The sequence below is a fragment of the Pantoea endophytica genome (assembly GCF_002858935.1).
GTDB lineage: Bacteria > Pseudomonadota > Gammaproteobacteria > Enterobacterales > Enterobacteriaceae > Pantoea > Pantoea leporis.
Genome location: NZ_PJRT01000009.1, coordinates 153,575 through 177,289, shown reverse-complemented (window position 1 = coordinate 177,289; position 23,715 = coordinate 153,575). Strand labels below are relative to the sequence as shown.

General features: G+C 55.5%; 17 protein-coding genes. 8 read left to right on the top strand and 9 right to left on the bottom strand.

All coding sequences use genetic code 11. The features are described from left to right. The first annotated feature begins 2 nt into the window (after positions 1 to 2). The 7 genes from fkpB (at position 3) to folA (ending at position 9,448) form a co-directional block, all read left to right on the top strand. On the top strand, positions 3 to 473 hold the full coding sequence (gene fkpB, locus PZBJ_RS08725) for an FKBP-type peptidyl-prolyl cis-trans isomerase (protein WP_101762146.1): 471 nt from the start codon (positions 3 to 5) through the stop codon (positions 471 to 473). Then, positions 454 to 1,407: a 4-hydroxy-3-methylbut-2-enyl diphosphate reductase gene (gene ispH / locus PZBJ_RS08720; RefSeq protein WP_064737614.1), complete on the top strand. Its 954-nt coding sequence runs from the start codon at positions 454 to 456 to the stop codon at positions 1,405 to 1,407. Before fkpB ends, ispH begins: the two co-directional genes overlap by 20 nt. A gap of 221 nt (positions 1,408 to 1,628) precedes the next feature. After that, positions 1,629 to 2,444, top strand: a complete 816-nt coding sequence (dapB, locus tag PZBJ_RS08715) for a 4-hydroxy-tetrahydrodipicolinate reductase (protein WP_101762145.1) — start codon at positions 1,629 to 1,631, stop codon at positions 2,442 to 2,444. A gap of 469 nt (positions 2,445 to 2,913) precedes the next feature. Further along, positions 2,914 to 4,062: a glutamine-hydrolyzing carbamoyl-phosphate synthase small subunit gene (gene carA, locus PZBJ_RS08710; protein ID WP_101762144.1), complete on the top strand. Its 1,149-nt coding sequence runs from the start codon at positions 2,914 to 2,916 to the stop codon at positions 4,060 to 4,062. Positions 4,063 to 4,075: 13 nt separating this feature from the next. Then, complete coding sequence (gene carB, locus PZBJ_RS08705) at positions 4,076 to 7,300, top strand: carbamoyl-phosphate synthase large subunit (RefSeq protein ID WP_101762143.1); 3,225 nt, start codon at positions 4,076 to 4,078, stop codon at positions 7,298 to 7,300. Between the two features lie 237 nt (positions 7,301 to 7,537). Then, entirely contained in the window at positions 7,538 to 8,680 is a 1,143-nt protein-coding gene (locus PZBJ_RS08700) for a porin (protein WP_101762142.1), read from the top strand. A 285-nt stretch (positions 8,681 to 8,965) separates the two neighbouring features. Beyond that, positions 8,966 to 9,448 carry a type 3 dihydrofolate reductase gene (gene folA, locus PZBJ_RS08695; protein ID WP_101762141.1) on the top strand — a complete coding sequence of 161 codons (483 nt, stop codon included), beginning with the start codon at positions 8,966 to 8,968 and terminating at the stop codon, positions 9,446 to 9,448. A 53-nt stretch (positions 9,449 to 9,501) separates the two neighbouring features. Here folA and apaH read toward each other — a convergent pair whose 3' ends face one another. From apaH to lptD, 6 genes are read right to left on the bottom strand one after another with little or no spacing between them, the layout of a single operon-like run. Beyond that, positions 9,502 to 10,371: a bis(5'-nucleosyl)-tetraphosphatase (symmetrical) ApaH gene (gene apaH / locus PZBJ_RS08690; RefSeq protein WP_101762140.1), complete on the bottom strand. Its 870-nt coding sequence runs from the start codon at positions 10,369 to 10,371 to the stop codon at positions 9,502 to 9,504. A gap of 49 nt (positions 10,372 to 10,420) precedes the next feature. After that, complete coding sequence (apaG, locus tag PZBJ_RS08685) at positions 10,421 to 10,798, bottom strand: Co2+/Mg2+ efflux facilitator ApaG/CorD (protein WP_101762139.1); 378 nt, start codon at positions 10,796 to 10,798, stop codon at positions 10,421 to 10,423. Between the two features lie 4 nt (positions 10,799 to 10,802). After that, positions 10,803 to 11,627: a 16S rRNA (adenine(1518)-N(6)/adenine(1519)-N(6))-dimethyltransferase RsmA gene (rsmA, locus tag PZBJ_RS08680; protein WP_008108647.1), complete on the bottom strand. Its 825-nt coding sequence runs from the start codon at positions 11,625 to 11,627 to the stop codon at positions 10,803 to 10,805. Further along, on the bottom strand, positions 11,620 to 12,612 hold the full coding sequence (pdxA, locus tag PZBJ_RS08675; protein WP_101762138.1) for a 4-hydroxythreonine-4-phosphate dehydrogenase PdxA: 993 nt from the start codon (positions 12,610 to 12,612) through the stop codon (positions 11,620 to 11,622). Before pdxA ends, rsmA begins: the two co-directional genes overlap by 8 nt. After that, positions 12,602 to 13,897: a peptidylprolyl isomerase SurA gene (gene surA / locus PZBJ_RS08670; protein ID WP_101762137.1), complete on the bottom strand. Its 1,296-nt coding sequence runs from the start codon at positions 13,895 to 13,897 to the stop codon at positions 12,602 to 12,604. Before surA ends, pdxA begins: the two co-directional genes overlap by 11 nt. Positions 13,898 to 13,951: 54 nt before the next feature. Beyond that, positions 13,952 to 16,321, bottom strand: a complete 2,370-nt coding sequence (gene lptD / locus PZBJ_RS08665) for an LPS assembly protein LptD (RefSeq protein WP_240632902.1) — start codon at positions 16,319 to 16,321, stop codon at positions 13,952 to 13,954. A gap of 182 nt (positions 16,322 to 16,503) precedes the next feature. On the opposite strand from lptD, the gene djlA reads away from it, so the two are divergent. Continuing rightward, positions 16,504 to 17,316, top strand: a complete 813-nt coding sequence (gene djlA / locus PZBJ_RS08660) for a co-chaperone DjlA (RefSeq protein ID WP_061718138.1) — start codon at positions 16,504 to 16,506, stop codon at positions 17,314 to 17,316. 168 nt (positions 17,317 to 17,484) lie between these two features. On the opposite strand, the gene rluA is transcribed toward djlA, so the two are convergent. The 3 genes from rluA to polB all read right to left on the bottom strand — a co-directional run bounded on the left by rluA (position 17,485) and on the right by polB (position 23,583). Further along, positions 17,485 to 18,144 carry a bifunctional tRNA pseudouridine(32) synthase/23S rRNA pseudouridine(746) synthase RluA gene (rluA, locus tag PZBJ_RS08650; protein ID WP_101762135.1) on the bottom strand — a complete coding sequence of 220 codons (660 nt, stop codon included), beginning with the start codon at positions 18,142 to 18,144 and terminating at the stop codon, positions 17,485 to 17,487. 19 nt (positions 18,145 to 18,163) lie between these two features. Next, positions 18,164 to 21,070: an RNA polymerase-associated protein RapA gene (gene rapA / locus PZBJ_RS08645; RefSeq protein WP_101762134.1), complete on the bottom strand. Its 2,907-nt coding sequence runs from the start codon at positions 21,068 to 21,070 to the stop codon at positions 18,164 to 18,166. Positions 21,071 to 21,222: 152 nt separating this feature from the next. After that, complete coding sequence (gene polB, locus PZBJ_RS08640; RefSeq protein WP_101762133.1) at positions 21,223 to 23,583, bottom strand: DNA polymerase II; 2,361 nt, start codon at positions 23,581 to 23,583, stop codon at positions 21,223 to 21,225. Positions 23,584 to 23,715 lie beyond the last annotated feature (132 nt).

The following is a 23,715-nucleotide window of genomic DNA, read 5'->3' as shown; positions in this document are numbered from 1 at the left end:
TGATGACAGACTTAGTTCAGCGCGATAGCGCGTTGCTGGTGCATTTTACGCTGAAGCTGGAGGATGGCTCGACGGCCGAATCCACGCGCGCCAACGGCAAACCTGCGCTGTTCCGTCTGGGTGATGGCAGCCTGTCGGGCGCGCTGGAACAGCAGCTACTCGGGCGTAAAGTGGGCGACAAGCACGCATTTACGCTGGAGCCGGAAGATGCGTTTGGCGGCACCAGCCCGGATCTGGTTCAGTACTTCTCACGTCGTGACTTTAACGACGCGGGCGAGCCGGAAGTGGGTGCCATTATGCTGTTCAGCGGCCGCGGCGGCAGCGAAATGCCTGGCGTGATTCGTGAAGTGTCCGGTGACTCGATCACCGTAGACTTCAACCATCCGCTGGCGGGCCAGCGCATTCAGTTTGACATCGAAGTGCTGGAGATTGATCCGGCGCTGGAGGCCAACGATGCAAATCCTGTTAGCTAACCCACGCGGTTTCTGCGCAGGCGTTGATCGCGCCATCAGCATCGTTGAGCGCGCGCTGGAGATGTACGGCGCGCCCATCTACGTGCGTCACGAAGTGGTGCATAACCGCTACGTGGTGAGCAGCTTGCGCGAACGTGGGGCGATTTTCATTGAAGAGATCGCTGAAGTGCCGGATAACGCCATTCTGATCTTCTCCGCGCACGGCGTATCGCAAGCGGTTCGCGCCGAAGCCAAAGCGCGTAACCTCACCATGCTGTTTGATGCGACCTGTCCGCTGGTGACCAAAGTGCATATGGAAGTGGCGCGCGCTAGCCGTAAAGGTGTTGAAGCGATTCTTATTGGTCACGCGGGGCATCCGGAAGTGGAAGGCACCATGGGCCAGTACAGCAATCCTAACGGCGGCATGTATCTGGTGGAATCGCCGGAAGATGTGTTCAAGCTGAACGTCAAAGATGAGAGCAACCTGTGCTTTATGACGCAGACCACACTTTCAGTCGATGATACTTCGGACGTGATTGATGCACTGCGTCAGCGCTTCCCGGCGATTATCGGTCCACGTAAAGATGACATCTGCTACGCCACTACCAACCGTCAGGAAGCGGTACGCGTCTTAGCGCGTGATGCTGAAGTGGTGCTGGTAGTGGGATCGAAAAACTCCTCTAACTCGAACCGTCTGGCCGAACTGGCGCAGCGTGCTGGTAAGCTGGCGAAGCTGATTGATTCGGCTGATGACATCCAGGAAGAGTGGGTCAAAGACAAGCAGGTCATCGGCGTAACAGCGGGCGCTTCTGCTCCTGATATTCTGGTGCAACAGGTGATTCAACGTCTGCGTGAGCTCGGCGGTGAAGCGGCGATTGAGCTGATTGGCCGTGAAGAGAACATCGTGTTTGAAGTACCAAAAGAGCTGCGCGTCGACGTGCGAAACGTGCAGTAAGCGGTTTACACCGTAGTAAAATCAGGCCGACATTGTTCGGCCTTTTCTTTGCCTGTCGCTGTAGAAAATCCTGCTTCCAGCATGCGGGATTGCTTTTACTGATAATGTTTAGCGGCTGGCATAAAATTCTTATATCCCTTTATTGTTGTGGCGTGACTGTTATCTGACCGTTAACCTGTTTACGCTTTACATGCATAGATTTGTATCAGGAATGAATAATTATGAGTGAAATCCGCATTGCTATCGTTGGTGCGCCGGGCCGCATGGGACGCAATTTGATTCAGGCCGTACAGCAGGCGGAAGGTGTTGCGCTAGGCGCAGCACTGGCGCGTAGCGGTTCGTCATTGCTGGGCGTAGATGCTGGCGAACTGGCGGGCATCGGCAAAACGGGCGTGATCGTCTCTGACGACCTGCAAAAGGTGGTTAACGACTTCGATGTCCTGATCGACTTCACCCGTCCGGAAGGCACGCTGGAGTATCTGGCGTTTTGCCGACAGCACAACAAAGCGATGGTGATCGGTACCACCGGTTTCGATGAAGCCGGTAAAGCGGCGATTCGCGCGGCTGCTGAAGAGATTGGCATCGTGTTCGCCGCTAACTTCAGCGTGGGCGTCAACCTGGTGCTGAATCTGCTGCAGCAGGCAGCGAAGGTGATGGGCGACTACGCGGACATTGAAATCGTTGAAGCGCACCATCGTCACAAAGTTGATGCACCATCAGGTACTGCGCTGGCGATGGGCGAAGCGATTGCCGATGCCATGAAGTGGAATCTGGATGAGCACGCGGTGTATGCCCGTGAAGGTCATACCGGTGAGCGTAAAGCGCAAACCATCGGATTTGCTACCGTGCGCGCTGGTGATATCGTCGGCGAACACACCGCGATGTTTGCAGATATTGGTGAGCGCGTAGAGATTACCCACAAGGCTTCCAGCCGTATGACCTTTGCAAATGGTGCAGTTAAAGCGGCAAGCTGGTTAAAGAACAAGAAATCTGGCCTTTACGAGATGCGAGATGTGCTGGATTTATCGATGTTGTGAGTGTTGTGAACCATCGTGATGTGGTTATTTCAATCGGTAAGACCTTGATTGACGAGGGCAATGTGATCATTGCCCTTTATTTTATCTGTAAATGACCGTTTTGCTATGTTATGGGTTCGAAATGCTTATTTATCGTAGTTAATGAGTGATTATCAGGCTTGCGATGGCTAATTTTGACCGTTTGGTCAAAAATTTATGCGCGCTAGCACCAGTTTGCCATTAACGCCGTCAGGCAACCGATTATTTTTCCGAGTTATCTCGCTCTTTTATCGCCTTTCACCGTTTTTAACATTCAGTTGCCCGAAATATACAAAAAAATAACCACATATTGTAGACAAGGTGCGGGGCGATCATTAGAATGCGCGCAATTTGCCAAAATTCGAGTACTCAGGCGGGTTTTGCATTGATTCTGGTACTGCTTTTGAATTAATATGCAAATATTGTGACTGTTTATTCCCTGGAGGATGTTTTGATTAAGTCAGCGCTCTTGGTTCTGGAAGACGGAACCCAATTCCACGGTCGGGCCATCGGGGCTACGGGGTCGGCAGTGGGGGAAGTTGTTTTCAACACTTCAATGACCGGTTATCAAGAAATCCTCACTGATCCTTCCTATTCCCGCCAAATTGTTACCCTCACTTATCCCCATATCGGCAATGTTGGCGTTAACGCCGCCGATGAAGAATCCAGCCAAATTCATGCTCAAGGCCTCGTTATTCGCGATCTGCCGCTGATTACCAGCAACTTCCGCAGCGAAGAAAGTCTGGCAGCTTACCTGCAGCGCAATAACATCGTTGGCATCGCCGATATCGACACGCGTAAACTGACCCGTTTGCTGCGCGAGAAGGGTGCACAGAGCGGCTGCATTATTGCGGGTGATAATCCGGATGCCGCACTGGCGCTGCAGAAAGCGCAGGCGTTCCCGGGCTTGAAAGGCATGGATCTGGCGAAAGAAGTGACCACCGCGGAAACCTACGCGTGGCAGCAAGGTAGCTGGACACTGGAAGGTGACCTGCCGGAGCAGAAAACGGCGGAAGAGCTGCCGTTCCATGTGGTGGCGTACGATTACGGCGCTAAGCGCAACATCCTGCGTATGCTGGTGGATCGCGGCTGCCGCCTGACGGTCGTGCCGGCGCAAACTCCAGCGGAAGAGGTTCTGGCACTTAATCCAGACGGTATTTTTCTGTCGAACGGTCCTGGCGACCCGGAGCCATGCGACTACGCCATTAACGCCATTCAGGCATTCCTGAAAACCGATGTTCCGGTATTCGGTATCTGCCTTGGGCACCAGCTGTTAGCGCTGGCGAGCGGTGCCAAAACCATCAAGATGAAACTCGGCCACCACGGCGGCAACCATCCGGTGAAAGATCTCGATAACAACACCGTGATGATCACCGCACAGAACCACGGTTTTGCGGTTGATGACAGCCAATTACCGGCCAATCTCCGCGTGACGCATGTGTCGCTGTTCGACCAAACCGTGCAGGGCATTCATCGCACTGACAAACCGGCCTTCAGCTTCCAGGGACACCCGGAAGCGAGCCCAGGCCCGCACGATGCGGCGCCACTGTTCGATCACTTTATCGAATTGATCAAAGCATACCGTTCTAACGCGAAGTAATCAGGAGCCCACGATGCCAAAACGTACAGACATAAAATCCATCCTGATTCTTGGTGCTGGCCCGATCGTTATCGGCCAGGCATGTGAATTTGACTACTCCGGTGCGCAGGCGTGTAAAGCGCTGCGTGAAGAGGGCTACCGCGTCATTCTGGTGAACTCGAACCCGGCAACTATTATGACCGACCCGGAAATGGCCGATGCGACTTACATCGAGCCGATTCACTGGGAAGTGGTACGCAAGATTATCGAAAAAGAGCGTCCGGATGCGGTGCTGCCAACCATGGGCGGCCAGACAGCGCTGAACTGTGCGCTGGAGCTGGAGCGTCAGGGCGTGCTGGCTGAGTTCGGCGTCACCATGATTGGTGCAACTGCCGATGCCATTGATAAAGCCGAAGATCGTCGTCGCTTCGACGTGGCGATGAAGAGCATTGGTCTGGGCACCGCACGTTCCGGTATCGCGCATACCATGGAAGAAGCGCTGGCGGTGGCCGAAGACGTTGGCTTCCCGTGCATCATCCGCCCTTCCTTTACGATGGGCGGCACTGGCGGCGGTATCGCCTATAACCGCGAAGAGTTCGAAGAGATTTGCGAACGCGGCCTGGACTTGTCGCCAACCAATGAGCTGCTGATTGATGAGTCGCTGATTGGCTGGAAAGAGTACGAGATGGAAGTGGTACGTGATAAAAACGACAACTGTATCATCGTCTGCTCGATCGAAAACTTCGATGCAATGGGCATCCACACCGGTGACTCTATCACCGTGGCGCCCGCGCAAACTCTGACCGACAAAGAGTATCAAATCATGCGTAACGCCTCGCTGGCGGTACTGCGTGAAATCGGTGTCGAAACCGGTGGTTCGAACGTCCAGTTCTCGGTGAATCCGAAAGATGGCCGTATGATCGTCATCGAAATGAACCCGCGCGTATCGCGTTCGTCAGCGCTGGCTTCAAAAGCGACCGGCTTCCCGATTGCCAAAGTGGCGGCGAAACTGGCGGTGGGCTTTACCCTTGATGAGCTGATGAACGACATCACCGGCGGCTTAACGCCTGCGTCGTTCGAACCCTCAATCGACTACGTCGTTACCAAGATTCCTCGCTTCAACTTCGAGAAGTTCGCCGGTGCCAACGATCGTCTGACCACGCAGATGAAATCGGTCGGTGAAGTGATGGCGATTGGCCGCACGTTCCAGGAATCGATGCAGAAAGCGCTGCGCGGTCTGGAAGTCGGTGCCAACGGTTTCGACCCGAAAGTCAGCCTCGACGATCCAGAAGCGTTAACGCGCATTCGCCGCGAACTGAAAGATGCCGGTTCTGACCGTATCTGGTACATCGCCGATGCGTTCCGCGCCGGCATGTCAGTTGATGGTGTGTTCAACCTCACCAACATTGATCGCTGGTTCCTGGTGCAGATTGAAGAGCTGGTGCGTCTGGAAGAGCAGGTTGAACGCGAAGGTGTGAACTCGCTGAACGCGGAGTTCCTGCGCGCGCTGAAGCGTAAAGGCTTTGCTGATGTCCGTCTGGCCGCGCTGGCGGGCGTATCTGAGGGCGAAATCCGTAAGCTGCGTCAGCAATTTAACCTGCACCCGGTTTATAAACGCGTTGATACCTGCGCCGCTGAATTCGCCACCGACACCGCCTATATGTACTCAACCTACGAGGAAGAGTGCGAAGCCAATCCAAACCAGGATCGTGAAAAAATCATGATTCTGGGCGGCGGTCCAAACCGTATCGGCCAGGGCATCGAGTTTGATTACTGCTGCGTGCATGCGGCGCTGGCGCTGCGTGAAGACGGTTACGAGACCATCATGGTCAACTGTAACCCGGAAACCGTCTCAACCGACTACGACACCTCGGATCGCCTCTACTTCGAGCCGGTCACGCTGGAAGATGTGCTGGAAATCGTGCGTATCGAGAAGCCGAAAGGCGTCATCGTACAGTACGGCGGCCAGACGCCGCTGAAACTGGCACGCGCGCTGGAAGCGGCTGGCGTGCCGGTGATTGGTACCAGCCCGGACTCGATTGACCGTGCAGAAGACCGTGAGCGTTTCCAGCAGGCGGTTGATCGCCTGAGCCTGAAGCAGCCGGCTAACGCCACCGTTGCCACGCTGGAACAGGCCGTTGAGAAAGCAGCTGGGATCGGTTATCCGCTGGTGGTGCGTCCTTCTTATGTGCTGGGCGGCCGCGCGATGGAGATCGTTTACGACGAAATCGACCTGAAGCGTTACTTCCAGACGGCGGTGTCGGTCTCTAACGATGCGCCAGTGCTGCTGGATCGCTTCCTCGATGATGCGGTTGAAGTGGATGTCGATGCGATTTGCGACGGCGAGCGCGTGCTGATTGGCGGCATCATGGAGCACATCGAGCAGGCGGGCGTGCACTCCGGTGACTCCGCGTGTTCACTGCCAGCCTACACGCTGAGCACTGAAATCCAGAACGTGATGCGTCAGCAGGTGGAAAAACTGGCCTTCGAGCTGAACGTACGTGGCCTGATGAACGTGCAGTTCGCGGTGAAGGACAATGAAGTTTACCTGATTGAGGTGAATCCACGTGCCGCGCGTACCGTGCCGTTCGTGTCGAAAGCCACTGGCGTGGCGCTGGCGAAGGTTGCCGCGCGCGTGATGGCAGGTAAAACGCTGGCTGAACAGGGCGTCACCAAAGAAGTGATTCCACCGTATTACTCGGTGAAAGAAGTGGTGCTGCCGTTCAACAAGTTCCCAGGCGTTGACCCAATCCTCGGCCCAGAGATGCGCTCTACCGGTGAAGTGATGGGCGTCGGTCGCACCTTCGCTGAAGCCTTCGCCAAAGCGATGCTGGGTGCGCAGAGCAACATGAAGAAAACCGGTCGCGCGTTGCTGTCAGTGCGTGAAGGCGATAAGAAACGTATCGTCGACCTGGCAGCAAAACTGCAGAAGTTTGGTTTCGAGCTGGATGCGACACACGGTACCGCAGTGGTGCTGGGCGAAGCGGGCATCAATCCACGTCTGGTAAACAAGGTGCATGAAGGTCGTCCGCACATTCAGGATCGCCTGAAGAATGGCGAATATACCTACATCGTCAACACCACGGCGGGACGTCAGGCGATTGAAGACTCCAAGCTGATTCGTCGTAGCGCGCTGCAGTACAAAGTGCATTACGACACCACGCTGAACGGCGGTTTTGCCACAGCGATGGCGCTGAACGCGGATCCGACAGAGCAGGTAATTTCGGTGCAGGAAATGCACGCGCAAATTAAAGGCTGATTCCAGCTGGCTACCCATTAACGGCTCCTGCGGGGGCCGTTTTTTTATCCTTTTACCAATGCCCGCATTTCCTTATCTGTAAAAATCCTATTGATTTGACATATGTTTTATCAGTTGATGCGGAAAGCGTTACACCTCGGAATATCCGCACAAAATTATAAATAAGATCCCAGTTAGCGCACCGTACTATTTCGCTCGCTCACCAATAGAGCGCTCACCTTAACTGGGATATAAAAAATGCAAATGCGTGCTTTCACTCTCAGCGCTATTGCTGCGTTACTCGCAGCGGCGCCACTCGCCAGCCAGGCGGAAATTACTTTACTCAAGCAGGATCCACAGGCGGGCGATGCGCTAAGCCGTCTCGACTTCAAAGTGGGCGGCAGTATTCGTCCGCAGTTCCAACATCAGAATGGCGTGAACGACAAATCGTACAAACGTAATGGCTACGACGGTGGCTCACGCTTCCGCTTCAGCGCCAATTATTACCTGTTCGACGACGTAAGCTGGGTCGGTTACTACGAGCTGGGCGTTAACTTCCCGGCCTGGTGGGGTTGGGACAATCATCATGCAGATGGTGCGAATAACACCTCGCGCCGCCAACTTTATACTGGCTTCAAAAGCGCCACCTTGGGTGAGCTCTACTTTGGTCAGCAGAACAGCGTTTACTACGATGTCGTAGGAGCGAAGACCGATATCTGGGATTACGACATGCTGGCGCAGGCGCCGGGCAACGGCATCAATGGTGATTACGATGGTTCTTACCGTTCGCGCAAAATGCTGAAGTACAAAAATACCTTCGGCGATGCGGATGTGTATGCGTCGTACCTGTTTGAAGATAATGAGTTCCTGCCAGGTAACGGCCTGCGCTATAAGCGTAAAGGCGGCGGCTCGCTGGGTGTGAACTATCACATCACCAAAGACCTGGCGTGGGGAACCGCGTGGAACTACACCCGCGCCGATATCCGCAATCCAGGCAATGGCGACAGCAAACGCTATGACCAGAATATCTACGGTACCGCTCTGAGCTGGACGCCGGATAACTGGACGCTGTCAGCCGGAGCGGGTTGGTATGAGAACTTCTCCCCAACCAAACGTAATACCGTTAACAATTACTTCGCGGATGACGCGTGGGGCATCGAATACTTTGCCGGCTACAAATTCCCAATTGGCCAGTATGCGGTGAAATCTATTCAGCCTTACTTCATGGGCGACCGTCTGGAGTTCGTCAACGGACGTGACTACAAGCGTATTGATAACGGCGTTGGTGTGAGTGCGCAGCTGGATTACGGCTTCCGTGTCGACTACGAATATGTCATCACCTCCAGCACCGACAAGTCACTGGGCAACGTGAATCTGGTGCGTCTACGCTACGATTTCTAAAGCGTTTCAACGGCTCCTGCGGGAGCCGTTTTCTTTTTTTGCACAGAGTGCGCTTTTCTTTACACTGCGATACCAATAACGCGACGTTTCGCGCGGAGTTGTGCCGCCTCGTCAGCAATTTCTGGCTCCTCGCCCCGCAATTGCCGGGAAAGTCGGTGTAAAACTCTGTCCAATAACAAAAGTGCGGTGGCATCGGAGCTTTACGCAAATAGCGGGGGCGGCCTATCGACGAAAGTTTCGCCTTTACGTATGATGGCGCCAATTTTTTCCAGTAGGTCTTTTAACATGATTAGTCTGATCGCGGCACTGGCAGCGGATCGCATTATTGGTATGGAAAACGCCATGCCATGGAACCTGCCAGCAGATTTGGCATGGTTCAAACGTAATACCTTGAATAAGCCGGTGATTATGGGTCGTCTGACCTTTGAATCGATAGGCCGCCCGCTTCCTGGACGCTTGAACATTGTGGTCAGCAGCCAGCCGGGCAACCATGAAGGCGTCACCTGGGTGACATCGCTGGAAGAGGCGGTAAAAGCGGCGGGTGATGTCGAAGAGATGATGGTGATTGGTGGTGGACGCGTTTACGAGCAGATGCTGGCTCGCGCGGATCGCCTCTACCTGACCCATATCGATGCGGAAGTGGAAGGGGATACGCAGTTCCCGGATTACGAACCGGACGAGTGGCAGTCAACCTTCAGCGAATTCCATGACGCCGATGAGCAGAACTCGCACAGCTACTGCTTCGAGATCCTGGATCGCCGCAAGTAACGTTGCCTGTGATGGCGACCCATAAAAAACCCCGCTTATGCGGGGTTTTTTATTTACGGCGTATCACTTAACGGTGGATGCGCACTCACCGCGCTTTCGGCCATTGCCTGTTCGCGATTGGATGCCTGTACGTAATACTGTTTGGTTTCCCAATGCAGCAGCGTCAATGTTCCACCCCAGCAGCAGCCGGTATCCAGACCAATCACATGTTCCGGTGTGCCTTTACCTTCCAGCGATGCCCAGTGACCAAAGATCTGCGTATAGTCGCTGTCGATTTTGCCCGGCACCTTAAACCACGGCTTGAGCGGCGGCGGCGCTGATTCAGGCGACTCTTTGTAGATCATATCCAGCTGGCCGTTCGGGAAGCAGAAGCGCATGCGCGTCAGCGCATTAGTGCTAAAGCGCAGTCGCGCCAGACCGCTGAGTTCCGGCGTCCAGTTGTTTGGCATGTCGCCATACATCGCATCCAGAAACAGCGGATAGCTGTCGCTGGAGAGCACCGCTTCCACTTCACGCGCGCACAGCTGCGCCGTCTCTAAATCCCATTGCGGCGTAATGCCCGCATGCGCCATCAACAGCTTCTTCTCTTCATCTACCTGCAACAGTGGCTGACGACGTAACCAGTTAATCAACTCATCGGCATCATCGGCTTCCAGCAGCGGCGTCAGGCGATCTTTCGGCTTGTTACGGCTGATACCGGCATACACCGCCAGTAAATGCAGGTCGTGATTACCCAGCACCAGGCGCACGCAATTTCCCAGCGATTTTACATAGCGCAGCACATCGAGCGAACCGGGGCCGCGCGCCACCAAATCGCCGGTAAGCCATAAGGTGTCCTGCTGCGGATCGAAGTCAACCTGCGCCAACAGCGCACGAAGCTCGTCATAACAGCCATGAACATCGCCAATCAGGTATGTACTCATTGTCAGTCCGATTAAAACGCGCCGCCCGGACGGGCCGGGCGGAGGAGGATTAGTGAATGTGGGTTTGCACCGCGAGTCGGAACACCGGAATCTCGACGTGGAACTCTTCGCCCGCATCGTCGATCATCACATAGTGGCCTTGCATGGTGCCCATCGGCGTCTCCAGAATCGCGCCGCTGGTGTACTGATACTCGCCGCCGGCCGCAATGTGCGGCTGTTCGCCGACCACGCCTTCACCTTGCACTTCAGTCTCGCGACCGTTGCCGTTGGTGATCAGCCAATAGCGGCTACGCAGCTGGACGTTGCTGCGCCCCAAATTGCGAATGGTGATGGTGTAGGCAAACACGTAGCGATCCTCGTCGGGCAAGGATTGCGACTCCACATACTGGCTATGCACATGGATACAGACGCGGGCCAAATCACTCATGCACTCAACTCTCCGGAGTTTCTGCCTGATGCTTGCTCAACCAGTTTGCCAGTTGGCAATATTGCGCCACAGAGACGTTCTCTGCACGCAGCGAGGCATCGATTTCTAATTGATCCAGCGCACCAGCCGCAAACATATGAGCAAGGCTGTTGCGCAGCGTTTTTCGGCGTTTACCAAAGGCTTCCGTGGTGATACGGCTCAGCAGTCGAATATCGCTGACCGGATACTGTGGCTGCATATACGGCACTAAACGCACCACGGCCGATTCCACTTTCGGTGCCGGCGTGAAGGATTCTGGTGGCACTTCGAGCACAGGAATAACCTGGCAATAGTACTGCGCCATCACGCTCAAACGACCGTAAGCTTTGCTGCCCGGACCGGCGACTAAACGATTCACCACTTCTTTCTGCAGCATGAAGTGCATATCTTTAATCGAACCAGTATAGCTGAAAAGGTGGAACATCAGCGGCGTCGAGATGTTGTACGGCAGGTTGCCGAACACGCGCAGCGGCTGACCTTTCTCTTGCGCCAGCGCAGAGAAATCAAAGGTCATGGCATCCTGCTGGAAAATGGTCAGCTTAGGACCGAGGAACGGGTGCGTTTGCAGACGCGCGGCAAGGTCGCGGTCCAGCTCGACCACGGTCAGCTCATCCAAACGTTCGCCTACCGGCTCGGTTAATGCACCCAGGCCGGGGCCGATTTCCACGATAGCTTCACCTTTTTGCGGGTGAATGGCGGAGACAATGCTATCGATAATGTACTGATCGTTCAGGAAGTTCTGCCCGAAACGTTTACGGGCGTAATGCCCCTGATGGACGCGATTATTCATTACTGCTCTTGATCATAGTGATGGCGAGATTAAGCGCCGTGATAAAGCTGCCCGGTTCTGCCTGACCGAGACCGGCTAATTCAAGCGCGGTGCCGTGATCGACAGAAGTCCGGATAAAGGGCAGGCCAAGTGTGATATTCACCGCGCGGCCAAACCCCTGAAATTTTAGCACCGGCAAGCCCTGGTCGTGATACATCGCCAGAACTGCATCGGCATGTTGCAGGTATTTCGGCTGGAACAGCGTATCGGCTGGCAGAGGTCCGGTAAGTTGGATGCCTTGCTGGCGCAGTTCGTTGAGGGCCGGAATAATGGTATCAATCTCTTCGCGGCCCATATGGCCGCTCTCGCCGGCATGCGGATTAAGGCCGCAGACGAAGATATGAGGATGCGGTAAACCAAACTTCTGCTGCAGATCCCGATGCAGAATGGTGATCACTTCATGCAGCGTGTCGCGGGTAATTGCGGCAGAAACATCTTTCAGCGGCAGATGTGTGGTAGCCAATGCCACACGCAACTCTTCTGTTGCCAGCATCATCACCACTAAATCGCCACCGGCGCGATCGGCAAAAAACTCGGTATGACCGGTAAACGGAATGCCCGCATCGTTGATCACGCCTTTGTGCACCGGACCGGTAATCAGCGCGGCAAATTCGCCGTTCAGACAACCGTCACAGGCGCGCGTCAGGGTTTCCAGCACGTAGTGACTGTTTGCGACGCAGAGTTCTCCGGCGGTCACTGGCTGAGCGGTATCGACCTGCAGCAGCGTAAGCGTGCCGGCCTGCTGCGGTTGTGCCGCAACGGCAGGCTGATAGTCACGCAGCGTCAGCGGCAAACCCAATAAAGCAGCGCGACGGCGCAAAAGCTCGCCGTCGCAGCAGACCACCAATTCAACCGGCCAGTTTTGCTGCGCCAGTTGCAGGGTGAGGTCGGGACCAATCCCGGCGGGTTCGCCGGGCGTGATCACCACTCGATAATTACTGACCATTGTTATCCAGAATTTTCACGTAAGCACTGGCGCGCTGTTCCTGCATCCAGGTTTGCGCTTCTTCCGCGAATTTACGGTTGAACAGCATGCGATAGGCGCGCTCTTTCTGCGCGGCATCGGTCTTATCAACCTGACGCGTATCCAGCAACTGAATCAAGTGCCAGCCAAATGAGGAGTGAACCGGCTGGCTGACCTGGCCTTTCTGCAACTTCAGCAATGCATCGCGGAATGCCGGATCGTAAATCTCTGGAGATGCCCAGCCGAGATCGCCGCCCTGGTTAGCCGAACCCGGATCGTCGGAGAACTGTTTGGCCGCTGCGGCGAAGGTGGTTTTACCGCTTTTAATATCAGCTGCAATTTGTTCGATTTTGGCCTGCGCCTGAGCGTCGGTCAGGATCGGTGACGGCTTCAGCAGAATGTGACGCGCATGCACTTCAGTCACAGAGATGCTTTTGCTTTCGCCACGCAGGTCGTTCACCTTCAGGATGTGGAAACCAACACCTGAACGGATTGGACCGACGATATCGCCTTTCTTCGCGGTGCTCAGCGCCTGCGAGAACAGCGTTGGCAGCTCTTCAATTTTGCCCCAACCCATGTTGCCGCCTTTCAGCGCCTGCGGATCGGCTGAGTAAGTCACGGCCAGCTTGCCGAAGTCGGCACCGCCTTTCAGCTGAGCAACCAGTTGGCGCGCCAGCGTTTCCTGGTCGTCAACCTGCTGCTGCGTCGGGTTTTCTGACAGCGGCAGCAAGATCTGGCTGATATTCAGCTCAGTACCTTGCGTGTTCTGCGCACCCACCTGCGTAGCCAGCGTATCCACTTCCTGCGGCAGGATAGTGACGCGGCGACGCACTTCGTTGTTACGCACTTCTGAAATCAGCATCTCTTTGCGGATTTGCGCACGGTAATCGTTGTAGTTCATACCGTCATAGGCCAGACGGCTACGCAGCTGATCGAGGCTCATGCGGTTTTGCGCGGCAATGTTCTGAATTGCCTGATCCAGCTGCTGATCGGTAATCTGCACGCCCGCTCTTTCACCCATTTGCAGAATGATGGCATCCATGACCTGGCGTTCAAGGATCTGATGACGCAAGGTTTTGTCATCAGGGAGTTGCTGGTTTGCCTGCTGCGCCTGTGATTTCACGGTGCGCATCATGTTATCAACGTCACTTTCCAGTACCACGCCGTTGTTCACGACTGCGGCAACTTTATCAACCACTTGTGGGGCTGCGAACGCAGTGTTAGCGGTAATCGCTACACCAAGAATCAGCATTCTCCAGTTCTTCATACTTTATCCATTGTTGTTTCCGCACTGCGGGAGAGCCTGTCAAACATCACAACATCAGAAAGCGCGCTGGTAAGGGATGATGCCCTGACGCAGCATTTCGTTGGTGCCTAAGCCATAGTTAGAACTCAGACCACGCAGCTCAATGTTGAATGAGATTTGGTTGTCATACTTACTGTCGTTGTTTTCCCAACCGTTGATCTTGCGTTCGTAACCCAAACGAATGGCATAGCAGCACGAGCTGTACTGCAGGCCGACCAGCTGTTCAGCCGGACGACTGTTGCGGGTATCGTAGTAATAACCGCCCACCAGTGACCAGGCATCCGCAATCGGCCAGCTGGCAGTGCCGCCCACCTGTGAAATCCCGTTTTTATAGATCGGGTTAGTCACCAGGCTTGAGTTATTCAGCGCCTGCGCCACATATTCCGGGCTGCTGTAGCGATAGCTCAGCTGCACCATACGATCGGCATCCTGACGATACTCAACTACCGCATTGCCCTGCGCGACGTTATCGAGGCGGGTGTCATATTGCAGACCGCCACGCGCCCCCCAGCGATCGCTGATTTTCCAGTACGTGTCGCCGGCCCAAACCAAGCTGCCGGTGTCATCTTCTTTGTTCGTCTGGTTTACGCCGGTACGAGACGGGGTAAACGAGTAGATTTGACCCACAGAAACGTTAAAACGTTCAACCAGATCGTTATCATAAATACGCGTGGTTACGCCGGTCGCCACTTCATTTGCTGAAGCGATGCGATCCAGGCCGCTATAGGTACGATCGCGGAACAGGCCGGTGTAGTCGGTTTGCAGCAACGTCGAGTCGTACGGATAGATATTGCTCTGGTTACGATAGGGGACGTAAAGGTACTGAACACGCGGTTCCAGCGTTTGCGTATAGCCTGGTTCCCAGTCCATATCGCGGTCAAACACCAGGCGGCCATCCACTTTGAACTGGGGCAGCGTGCGGTTGACCGAGTTTTCCAGCTGATTATCACGAGCGGTATTTACCGAGGTGTTGTAATACTCAACGTCATCCTGCTGATAATGGGTTGCCAGGAATTTCGCTTCGGTATCGAGACTCGCCCAGCCGTTAGACAGCGGCAAATTCAACGTTGGCTCAACATGCAGACGCGTGGTTTCAGGCATCTGGCTATTGACGTTGGTAAATTTCACCGCCTGCGCAAAGATTCGACCATCAAACGGCCCCATATCGTTCTGATAGAAGTTCAGATCGAGCTGCGGCATCGCACGATAGACGTTGCTGTTGCTGGTGTTACCAAACACCTGGAAGTCTTTGGTCGACAGCGTCGCGTCCCAGTTGGTATCCGCGTAGCCAAGGCTGAATTTCTGCGTGGCGTAACCATCGGTGGAGCTGTAGTACTTCGACTCAAGATCGTTGAAGTAATAGGGATCGCTTACTTTGGTGTAGTCAGCGTTGAAGCGCCAGTGCTGGTCGTATACACCCGAATGGCGCCAGTAGAACAGCCAGCGATCGGAGCTATCGTCCTGCGCGATACCACGCACTGCTTTGTCATTGTCGTACTGCTTATCTGACTGCAGATAATCCAGCTCCATCAAGCCTGCGCCAAATACCGTCAAATAGCGGAATTCGTTCTGCAGCTGCAGACCGCGTTTTTCCATATAGTGTGGCGTGATGGTGGCATCGGCCTGCGGCGCGATGTTCCAGTAATACGGCAGCATGAATTCGAAGCCGTTATTACTGCCGTATTTCGCATTCGGGATCAGGAAACCGGAGCGGCGGCGATCGCCAATCGGTAGCTGTAAATAAGGGCTGTAGAATACCGGCACATTGCCGAGCTTAAAGCGGGCGTTCCAGATTTCCGCGACTTCTTCTTCGCGGTCCTGAATCACTTCGGAACCGACCACGCTCCAGCTGTTGGAACCCGGCAAACAAGAGGTAAAGCTGCCGTTTTCCAGAATGGTGTAGCGATTGTTACCGCGCAGTTTCATCTGATCGGCATCGCCGCGGCCCTGACGGCCAACCATCTGATAATCACCGTTCCACACGTTGGTGTCTTTGGTGTTCAGATTTGACCAGGCTTTCGGACCTTTGAGGATGACCTGATTGTCGTCATAGTGCACATTACCCAGCGCATCCACGGTACGAACCGGCGTGGTTTGGCCTTCCTGCTGACGTTGATGCAGCTGCACTTCGTCGGAACGCAGGCGGCTATTGCCTTGCTGCACGTCGACGTTACCGGTGAACACCGCATCATCCGGATAGTTGCCTTTGGCGGAATCAGAATGGATGGTGACCGGCAGCGAGTTGGTGTCGCCATTGACCAGCGGGCGGTTGTAACTCGGCACGCCCAGCATGCACTGCGACATCAGATCGTCGGCGAGTGATGACTGGCTATAAAGCGCTGCACCAATCATGGTAGCCAGCAAGGTAGGTATACGTTTTTTCATACGCGGTTTCGATAATTCCATGAAAACTGGCATCATGCCGACAATCCGGTCAGAGACTAACTTACTGCCCGGCGTTGCGCCAGTGTTAATCCTTGTCTGTCCGCGTTGCCGTTAGGCGCTGAGATAAATGACAGGTATGATAATGCAATTTTCAGCCGCAAGCATGGCGAATTGAGGAGTTTATGCGCTACTGGGGAAAAGTAATTGGTCTGGCGCTCGGGATATTTTCCGGGGCAGGCTTTTGGGGCATTGTACTGGGTCTGATCATTGGTCACATGTTTGACAAAGTGCGCAGCGTAAAAGGACAGGGCTATTTCGCCAATAACCAGGCGCGTCAGACGCTGTTTTTCAGTACCACATTTCAGGTGATGGGCCATTTGACCAAATCAAAAGGGCGCGTCACCGAAGCGGATATCCAGATTGCTTCCTTATTTATGGATCGCATGCAGCTGCATGGCGATGCGCGCACTGCCGCGCAGCGTGCGTTCCGTGAAGGTAAACAGAGCGACTATCCGTTGCGCAGTAAACTGCGCGAGCTGCGCAGCGCCTGCTTTGGCCGGTTTGATCTGATTCGGATGTTTCTGGAAATCCAAATCCAGGCCGCCTTCGCCGATGGTTCACTGCATCCCAACGAACGTCAGGTGCTGTATGTGATTGCCGAAGAGCTGGGTATTTCACGCGCACAGTTCGATCAGTTCCTGCGCATGATGGAAGGCGGTCAGCAGTTTGGTGGCGGCGGTTCTTCCCGCGGCGGCGCCTATCAGCAGGCGCAACGCGGTCCTACGCTGGAAGATGCCTGCAGCGTGCTGGGCGTGAAAAGCAGCGATGATGGCACCACCATCAAGCGCGCGTACCGTAAGCTGATGAGCGAACATCATCCTGACAAGTTGGTGGCGAAAGGTTTACCGCCGGAAATGATGGAGATGGCGAAGCAGAAAGCGCAGGAGATTCAGGCGGCTTACGATCTGATTCGTAAGGAGAAAGGGTTTAAATAATTTTATTGCTGTCCCCCATCCCGGCCTTCCCCCGCAAGCGGGGGAAGGAGATGCTGCCCCATGCAGCTTCATCACTAACATGTAGCAACATCTTCCTCCCCCATCCATGGGGGAGGACCGAGGAGGGGGACTGCAAGCACGGACCGAGGAGGGGCAGCATCTCCAACACTAAAATCCCGCCGGCTGCCTGAACGTCATGCTATTGCCAAACGCCGGATGGGTGATCGTCAGCGACTCCGCATGCAACTGCAAACGCGACGCCATCGCCAGCGCCTCATCATGTGCATAAAAGCGGTCGCCAAGAATCGGATGCCCCAGCGCCAGCAGATGCACACGCAGCTGGTGTGAGCGTCCGGTAATTGGCTTAAGCTTGACGCGCGCACTGTTCGTGGCTTCATACTCCAGCACCTGATACTCGGTCTGCGCCGCTTTGCCGTTTTCGAAACACACCATCTGCTTCGGCCGATTCGGCCAGTCGCAAATCAGCGGCAGATCGATCAAACCCTCTTCTGCCGCCGGATGGCCCCACACGCGCGCCACATAGTATTTAGAAGGCTCGCGCTCACGGAACTGGCGCTTGAGCTCACGCTCTGCCGCTTTATTCAGGGCCACGACGATCACGCCGCTGGTAGCCATATCGAGACGGTGCACCGATTCCGCCTGCGGGAAATCACGCTGGATACGCGTCATCACGCTATCCTTGTGCTCTTCGAGACGGCCCGGCACCGACAGCAACCCGCTCGGTTTATTCACCACCATAATGTGCTCGTCCTGATACAGAATATGCAGCCAGGGTTCAAGCGGCGGGTTGTAAGCTTCCATCAGCATGATGTTGCGGTCCTGAACATTATTGGTGCGTGACCACGATCAGACGCAGCGCATCGAGACGCCAGCCTGCATCGCCCAGGCTTTCCAATACCTGTTCGCGATTGCTTTCCAGGGCTTCAACCTCGTCATCACGGATGTTGGGGTTAACCGCGCGCAGCGCTTCGAGACGTGACAGCTCAGCACCGAGTTTCTCTTCGGCTTCCACCTTCGCTGCCGCGATAATCGCCTGCGCTTCCGGAACGATCGCTTTTTCGGCCTGGGTCAGAATCTCGTGCACATCTTGCTGCACCGCATTCACCAGCTTGCTGCCGGTATGGCGATTCACCGCATTCAGCTGACGGTTAAAGCTCTCGAACTCCACTTTGCCCGCCAGATTGTTCCCGGCACGATCCATCAGCAAACGTACCGGCGTTGGCGGCAGGAAGCGGGTGAGCTGCAGGCTTTTCGGCGCTTGCGCTTCAACCACATAGATCATCTCGACCAGCAGCGTCCCGACCGGCAGCGCCTTGTTCTTCAGCAGCGACAGCGCACAGCTACCGGTATCGCCCGAAAGAATCAGGTCGAGGCCGTTGAGGATCAGCGGATGTTCCCAGGTAATAAACTGGGTATCTTCACGCGACAGCGCCTGGTTACGGTTAAAGGTCACGGTGCAACCCTCTTCCGGCAGGCCAGGGAAATCAGGCACCAGCATGTGATCGGACGGCGTCAACACGATCAGGCTATCGCTGCGGTCTTCCTGATTGATGCCGACGATATCGAACAGGTTCAGCGCAAAGTTAACCAGATCGGTATCGTTGTCCTGCTCGCCGATGGCATTTGCCAGCTCCTGAGCGGCTTCACCGCCGTTGGAGTTCAGTTCCAGTAAGCGATCGCGTCCCTGTTCCAGCTGTGATTTCAGCGCATCGTGCTGCTTGCGGCTTGCGCTGATGAACTCATCGAGTCCCTGCGGATTTTCCGGCGCGGCAAGATATTCAATCAGCTGATTGTACTCGTTGTCATAAATGGCGCGGCCAGTTGGGCAGGTGTGTTCAAACGCATCCAACCCTTCGTGATACCAGCGCAGCAGCACCGCCTGCGCGGTTTTTTCCAGCCACGGCACCAGAATCTGGATGTCATGCATCTGGCCGATACGATCGAGACGACCGATACGCTGCTCCAGCAGATCCGGGTTGAACGGCAAATCGAACATCACCAAACGGCTGGCGAACTGGAAGTTACGGCCTTCAGAACCGATTTCGGAACACAGCAACACCTGCGCGCCATCCTCTTCGGAGGCGAAGAAGGCTGCTGCGCGGTCGCGTTCGATAATCGATAGGCCTTCGTGGAACACGGCGGCACGGATGCCTTCGCGCTCACGCAGCACCTGCTCCAGTTGCAGCGCGGTGGCGGCTTTGGCGCAGATCACCAGCACTTTCTCTTTGCGGTTGCTGGTGAGGTAACCCATCAGCCACTCAACGCGCGGATCGAAGTTCCACCATGTGCCGCTATCGCCTTCAAATTCCTGATAAATCTGCTCGGGATACAGCATGTCACGCGCGCGCTCTTCTGCGCTTTTGCGCGTGCCCATGATGCCGGAGACTTTAATCGCGGTTTGATACTGCGCCGGCAGCGGCAGACGAATCTGGTGCAGCTCGCGTTTCGGGAAGCCTTTCACGCCGTTACGGGTGTTACGGAACAGCACGCGGCTGGTGCCGTGGCGATCCATTAGCATCGAGACCAGCTCTTTACGCGCGTCTTCTTTGCCATCGCGATCGCTGTTCGCCACTTGCAGCAGCGGCTCGATATCCTGTTCACCGATCAGATCGTTAATCAGGTTCATCTCATCTTTGCTGATGGCGTGGTCGGCCAGCAGCGAGCTCACCGCATCGGCCACCGGACGATAATGCTGCTGCTCTTCGACAAACTGGCCGAAATCGTGGAAACGATTTGGGTCGAGCAGACGCAGACGCGCAAAGTGGCTCTCTAAGCCCAGCTGTTCTGGCGTGGCAGTCAGCAACAGTACGCCAGCGGTTTTCTCTGCCAGCTGCTCGATAACCTGATATTCGCGGCTTGGTGCGTCTTCGCTCCATGCCAGATGGTGCGCTTCATCAACCACCAGCAGATCCCACTCGGCATCGGCCAGCAGCTCAAGACGCTGCTTGTTACGGCGTACAAAATCGAGCGAACAGATAATCAGCTGCTCGGTTTCAAAGGCATTGTCGCTGTCGTGCTGCGCTTCGGTGTAGCGATCGTCATCAAACAGCGCAAAGCGCAGGTTAAAGCGACGCAGCATTTCCACCAGCCACTGATGTTGCAGCGTTTCCGGCACCACAATCAGCACGCGCTCGGCACGACCGGCCAGCAGCTGTTGCTGGATGATCATCCCGGCTTCAATGGTTTTACCCAAGCCCACTTCATCCGCCAGCAGCACGCGCGGCGCGTGGCGACGGCCGACATCGTGAGCGATGTGCAGCTGATGCGGAATCAAATTGGTGCGCATCCCGCGCAGGCCGCTGATCGGCAGGCGGTATTGCTCGCTGTGGTATTTGCGTGCGCGGAAACGCAGCGCAAAACGGTCCATGCGGTCGAGCTGACCGGCGAACAGGCGATCCTGCGGCTTGCTGAACACCAGTTTGCTGTCCAGCATCACTTCGCGCATGACGACGCCCGCTTCTTCGGTGTCGAGACGTGTGCCGATGTAAGTCATTAAATCGTTTTCGTTGCGGACTTCATCGACGGTCATCTGCCAGCCTTCGTGGCTGGTGATGGTGTCACCCGGATTGAAAATCACACGAGTGACCGGAGAATCGTTTCGGGCATACAGGCGGTTTTCGCCGGTTGCCGGAAAAAGCATGGTGATCATGCGCGTATCGAGCGCGACCACCGTGCCCAATCCCAGTTCACTTTCCGTATCACTAATCCAGCGCTGACCCAGTGTAAAAACCATATATTTTTTGCTCGACTCTCTGACATGCCATAAAGAAGTTCACCTGTACTCAGGCAATACCCAACCGCCAAACGGGTGTTTGGTCAGATTGTGAGTGCGGTGAGAATCAGGAAGGGCGCTATGGTACTGGATGGCAAGGCATTCGTCACCTGTCAAAAAAGCCCCAGCTGCCCAGTAATGAGTGTAGCAAAGTCGTCACCGACGAACGGCAAAATGCCGTCAGCCACCGGCTGCAGCTGTTTGGTGACGTAATGATCGTAGTCGAGGGGCGTATTACGCGCCTCTAGCGGTTCCGGTCCGGCCGTGGCCATCACATAGCGGATCGAGCCACCGTTTTGATACTGCAGCGGGCGCTGCAGCTTGCGATTTTGCTCATCGGCGAGACGCGCAGCGCGCACATGTGGCGGCACATTGCGCTCGTAATCTTTCAGCGCGCGCCGCAGGCGTTTTTTATACACCAGCTGATCGTCGAGTTCACCGTTCAGCAGCTGCGCCACCGTTTCGCGAATGTAATCCTGCCACGGCTCGCCACGGAAAATACGGCCATACAGATTTTGCTGGAACTGCTGCGCCAGCGGCGTCCAGTCGGTGCGCACGGATTCGAGGCCTTTAAACACCAGCCGCTCGCCGCCCTCGCTGCGAATCATCCCGGCATAGCGCTTTTTGCTGCCCTGTTCGGCGCCGCGAATGGTAGGCATCAGGAAACGGCTGAAGTGCGTTTCATACTCCAGCTCCAGCGCGCTCTCCAGCCCATAAGTTGATTGCAGATGCTGCCGCCACCAGCCGTTAACCTGTTCAGCGAGATGACGACCAATCGCCGTCGCCTCCGCTTCACTGTGCGCGCCTTTCAGCCAGACGAAGGTGGAATCGGTATCGCCGTAAATCACATCAAAGCCTTCCGCTTCAATCAGCTCGCGCGTTTGCTGCATGATGGCGTGGCCGCGTAGGGTGATGGATGACGCGAGGCGCGGATCGAAGAAGCGGCAGGCGCTGGTGCCGAGCACACCATAAAAAGCATTCATGATGATTTTCAGCGCCTGCGACAGCGGTTTGTTGTTGTCGCGCTTGGCGGCTTCACGCCCTTGCCAAATCTGCTCGACAATTGCCGGTAAACAGTGGGTCTCACGGGAAAAGCGCGCATTGCGGAAGCCGGGCACGGAATCGGCGTCATCCGGGTGCGCCAGACCCTCCACCAAACCCACCGGATCGATAAGGAAGGTGCGAATAATTGAGGGATAGAGGCTTTTGTAATCCAGCACCAGCACCGAATCGTACAAGCCGGGCCGCGAATCCATCACGTAGCCGCCGGGGCTGGCTTCCGGCGCCACTTCGCCGAGATTCGGCGCCACGAAACCGGCGCGGTGCATGCGCGGGATATAGAGATGACCAAAGGCCGCCACCGAACCGCCGTGACGATCCACCGCTAAACCATTTACCGTGGCGCGTTCCAGCAGGAACGGCATGATGGCGGTGTGCTGGAAAATGCGCGTCACCAGCTCGCAATCCTTGAGATTATATTTCGCCAGCGCTGGCTTATCGTTGGTAAAGCGCCAGTTGATCTCTTCCATGCGATCCCACGGATTATTGATGGCCTTGCCTTCACCGAGCAGCTGGCGCGAGACCGCTTCGAGGCTGAATGACGGGAAATCCCAAAACGCGGATTTGAGCGCGTCGATACCATCAATAATTAAGCGGCCCGTTGCCTGCGCGAAGAACACACCAGGTTTGAAGCCGTGCTCGCGCCACTCCAGCGCCTGCTTCTGACGCCCTAAACGCAGCGGAATGCCGTAGCGATCGGCGTGTTTCTGCAGTACGCGCAGATCGAACTGCACTACATTCCAGCCAATAATCACATCCGGTTCATGCCGCTCGAACCATGCGTTGAGCTGCTCAAGCAGCTGCGGGCGGCTATCAACATAGATCAGTTCAAAATCGAGCGTGCTGGCATCGCCGTTGGGCGGACCGAGCATGTAAACCTGGCGCTGACCGCAGCCTTCCAGCCCGATGCAGTAGAGCTCACCGTGCTGCGTGGTTTCGATATCCAGCGATACCCATTTCAGCTGCGGACGGTAATCAGGATGCGGTTTCAGACGCGCGTTGACCACGCTGTCACCGCGTGTTTCACCGCTAAACCACACCGGCGCGGTGATAAAGCGCTCCATCAAATAGCGTTCGGGTGGCCGAATATCCGCTTCATACACCGGAATGCCGTTTTCACGCAGGCGCTTTTCCAGAGTTTGCAGCTGGCGATTGCTGCGGCAATAGAGGCCAAACACCGGACGACGACGGAAATCCTTCAGCTCCAGCGTTTGCAGGCGCGTATGGCGTTCGTCGCGGATCAGCGCTTCGGTTGGCGTACGAAACTCTTCAGGCACAAACGCCACGGATTCCTGGGCAGGCAGCACCAGCCGCTGCGGGCCGCTGTCGGTGGCCAGCCACAGCACCACTTCGCTGCCGGTCGGCGTATCTCGCCAATGTCGGGTAAGCAGAAAACCTGCGCGCGGATCGGTCACGTGAACTCCAGAGAATGAATTGCAATGAGTATAACATGGATGTTTATACAGTGTCCTGCAGGCGAAATTGTCACCACTTTGTCAACATCGTTCTACAATTCTTGCCTTGACGACCATGTGTATGCTCTGGAC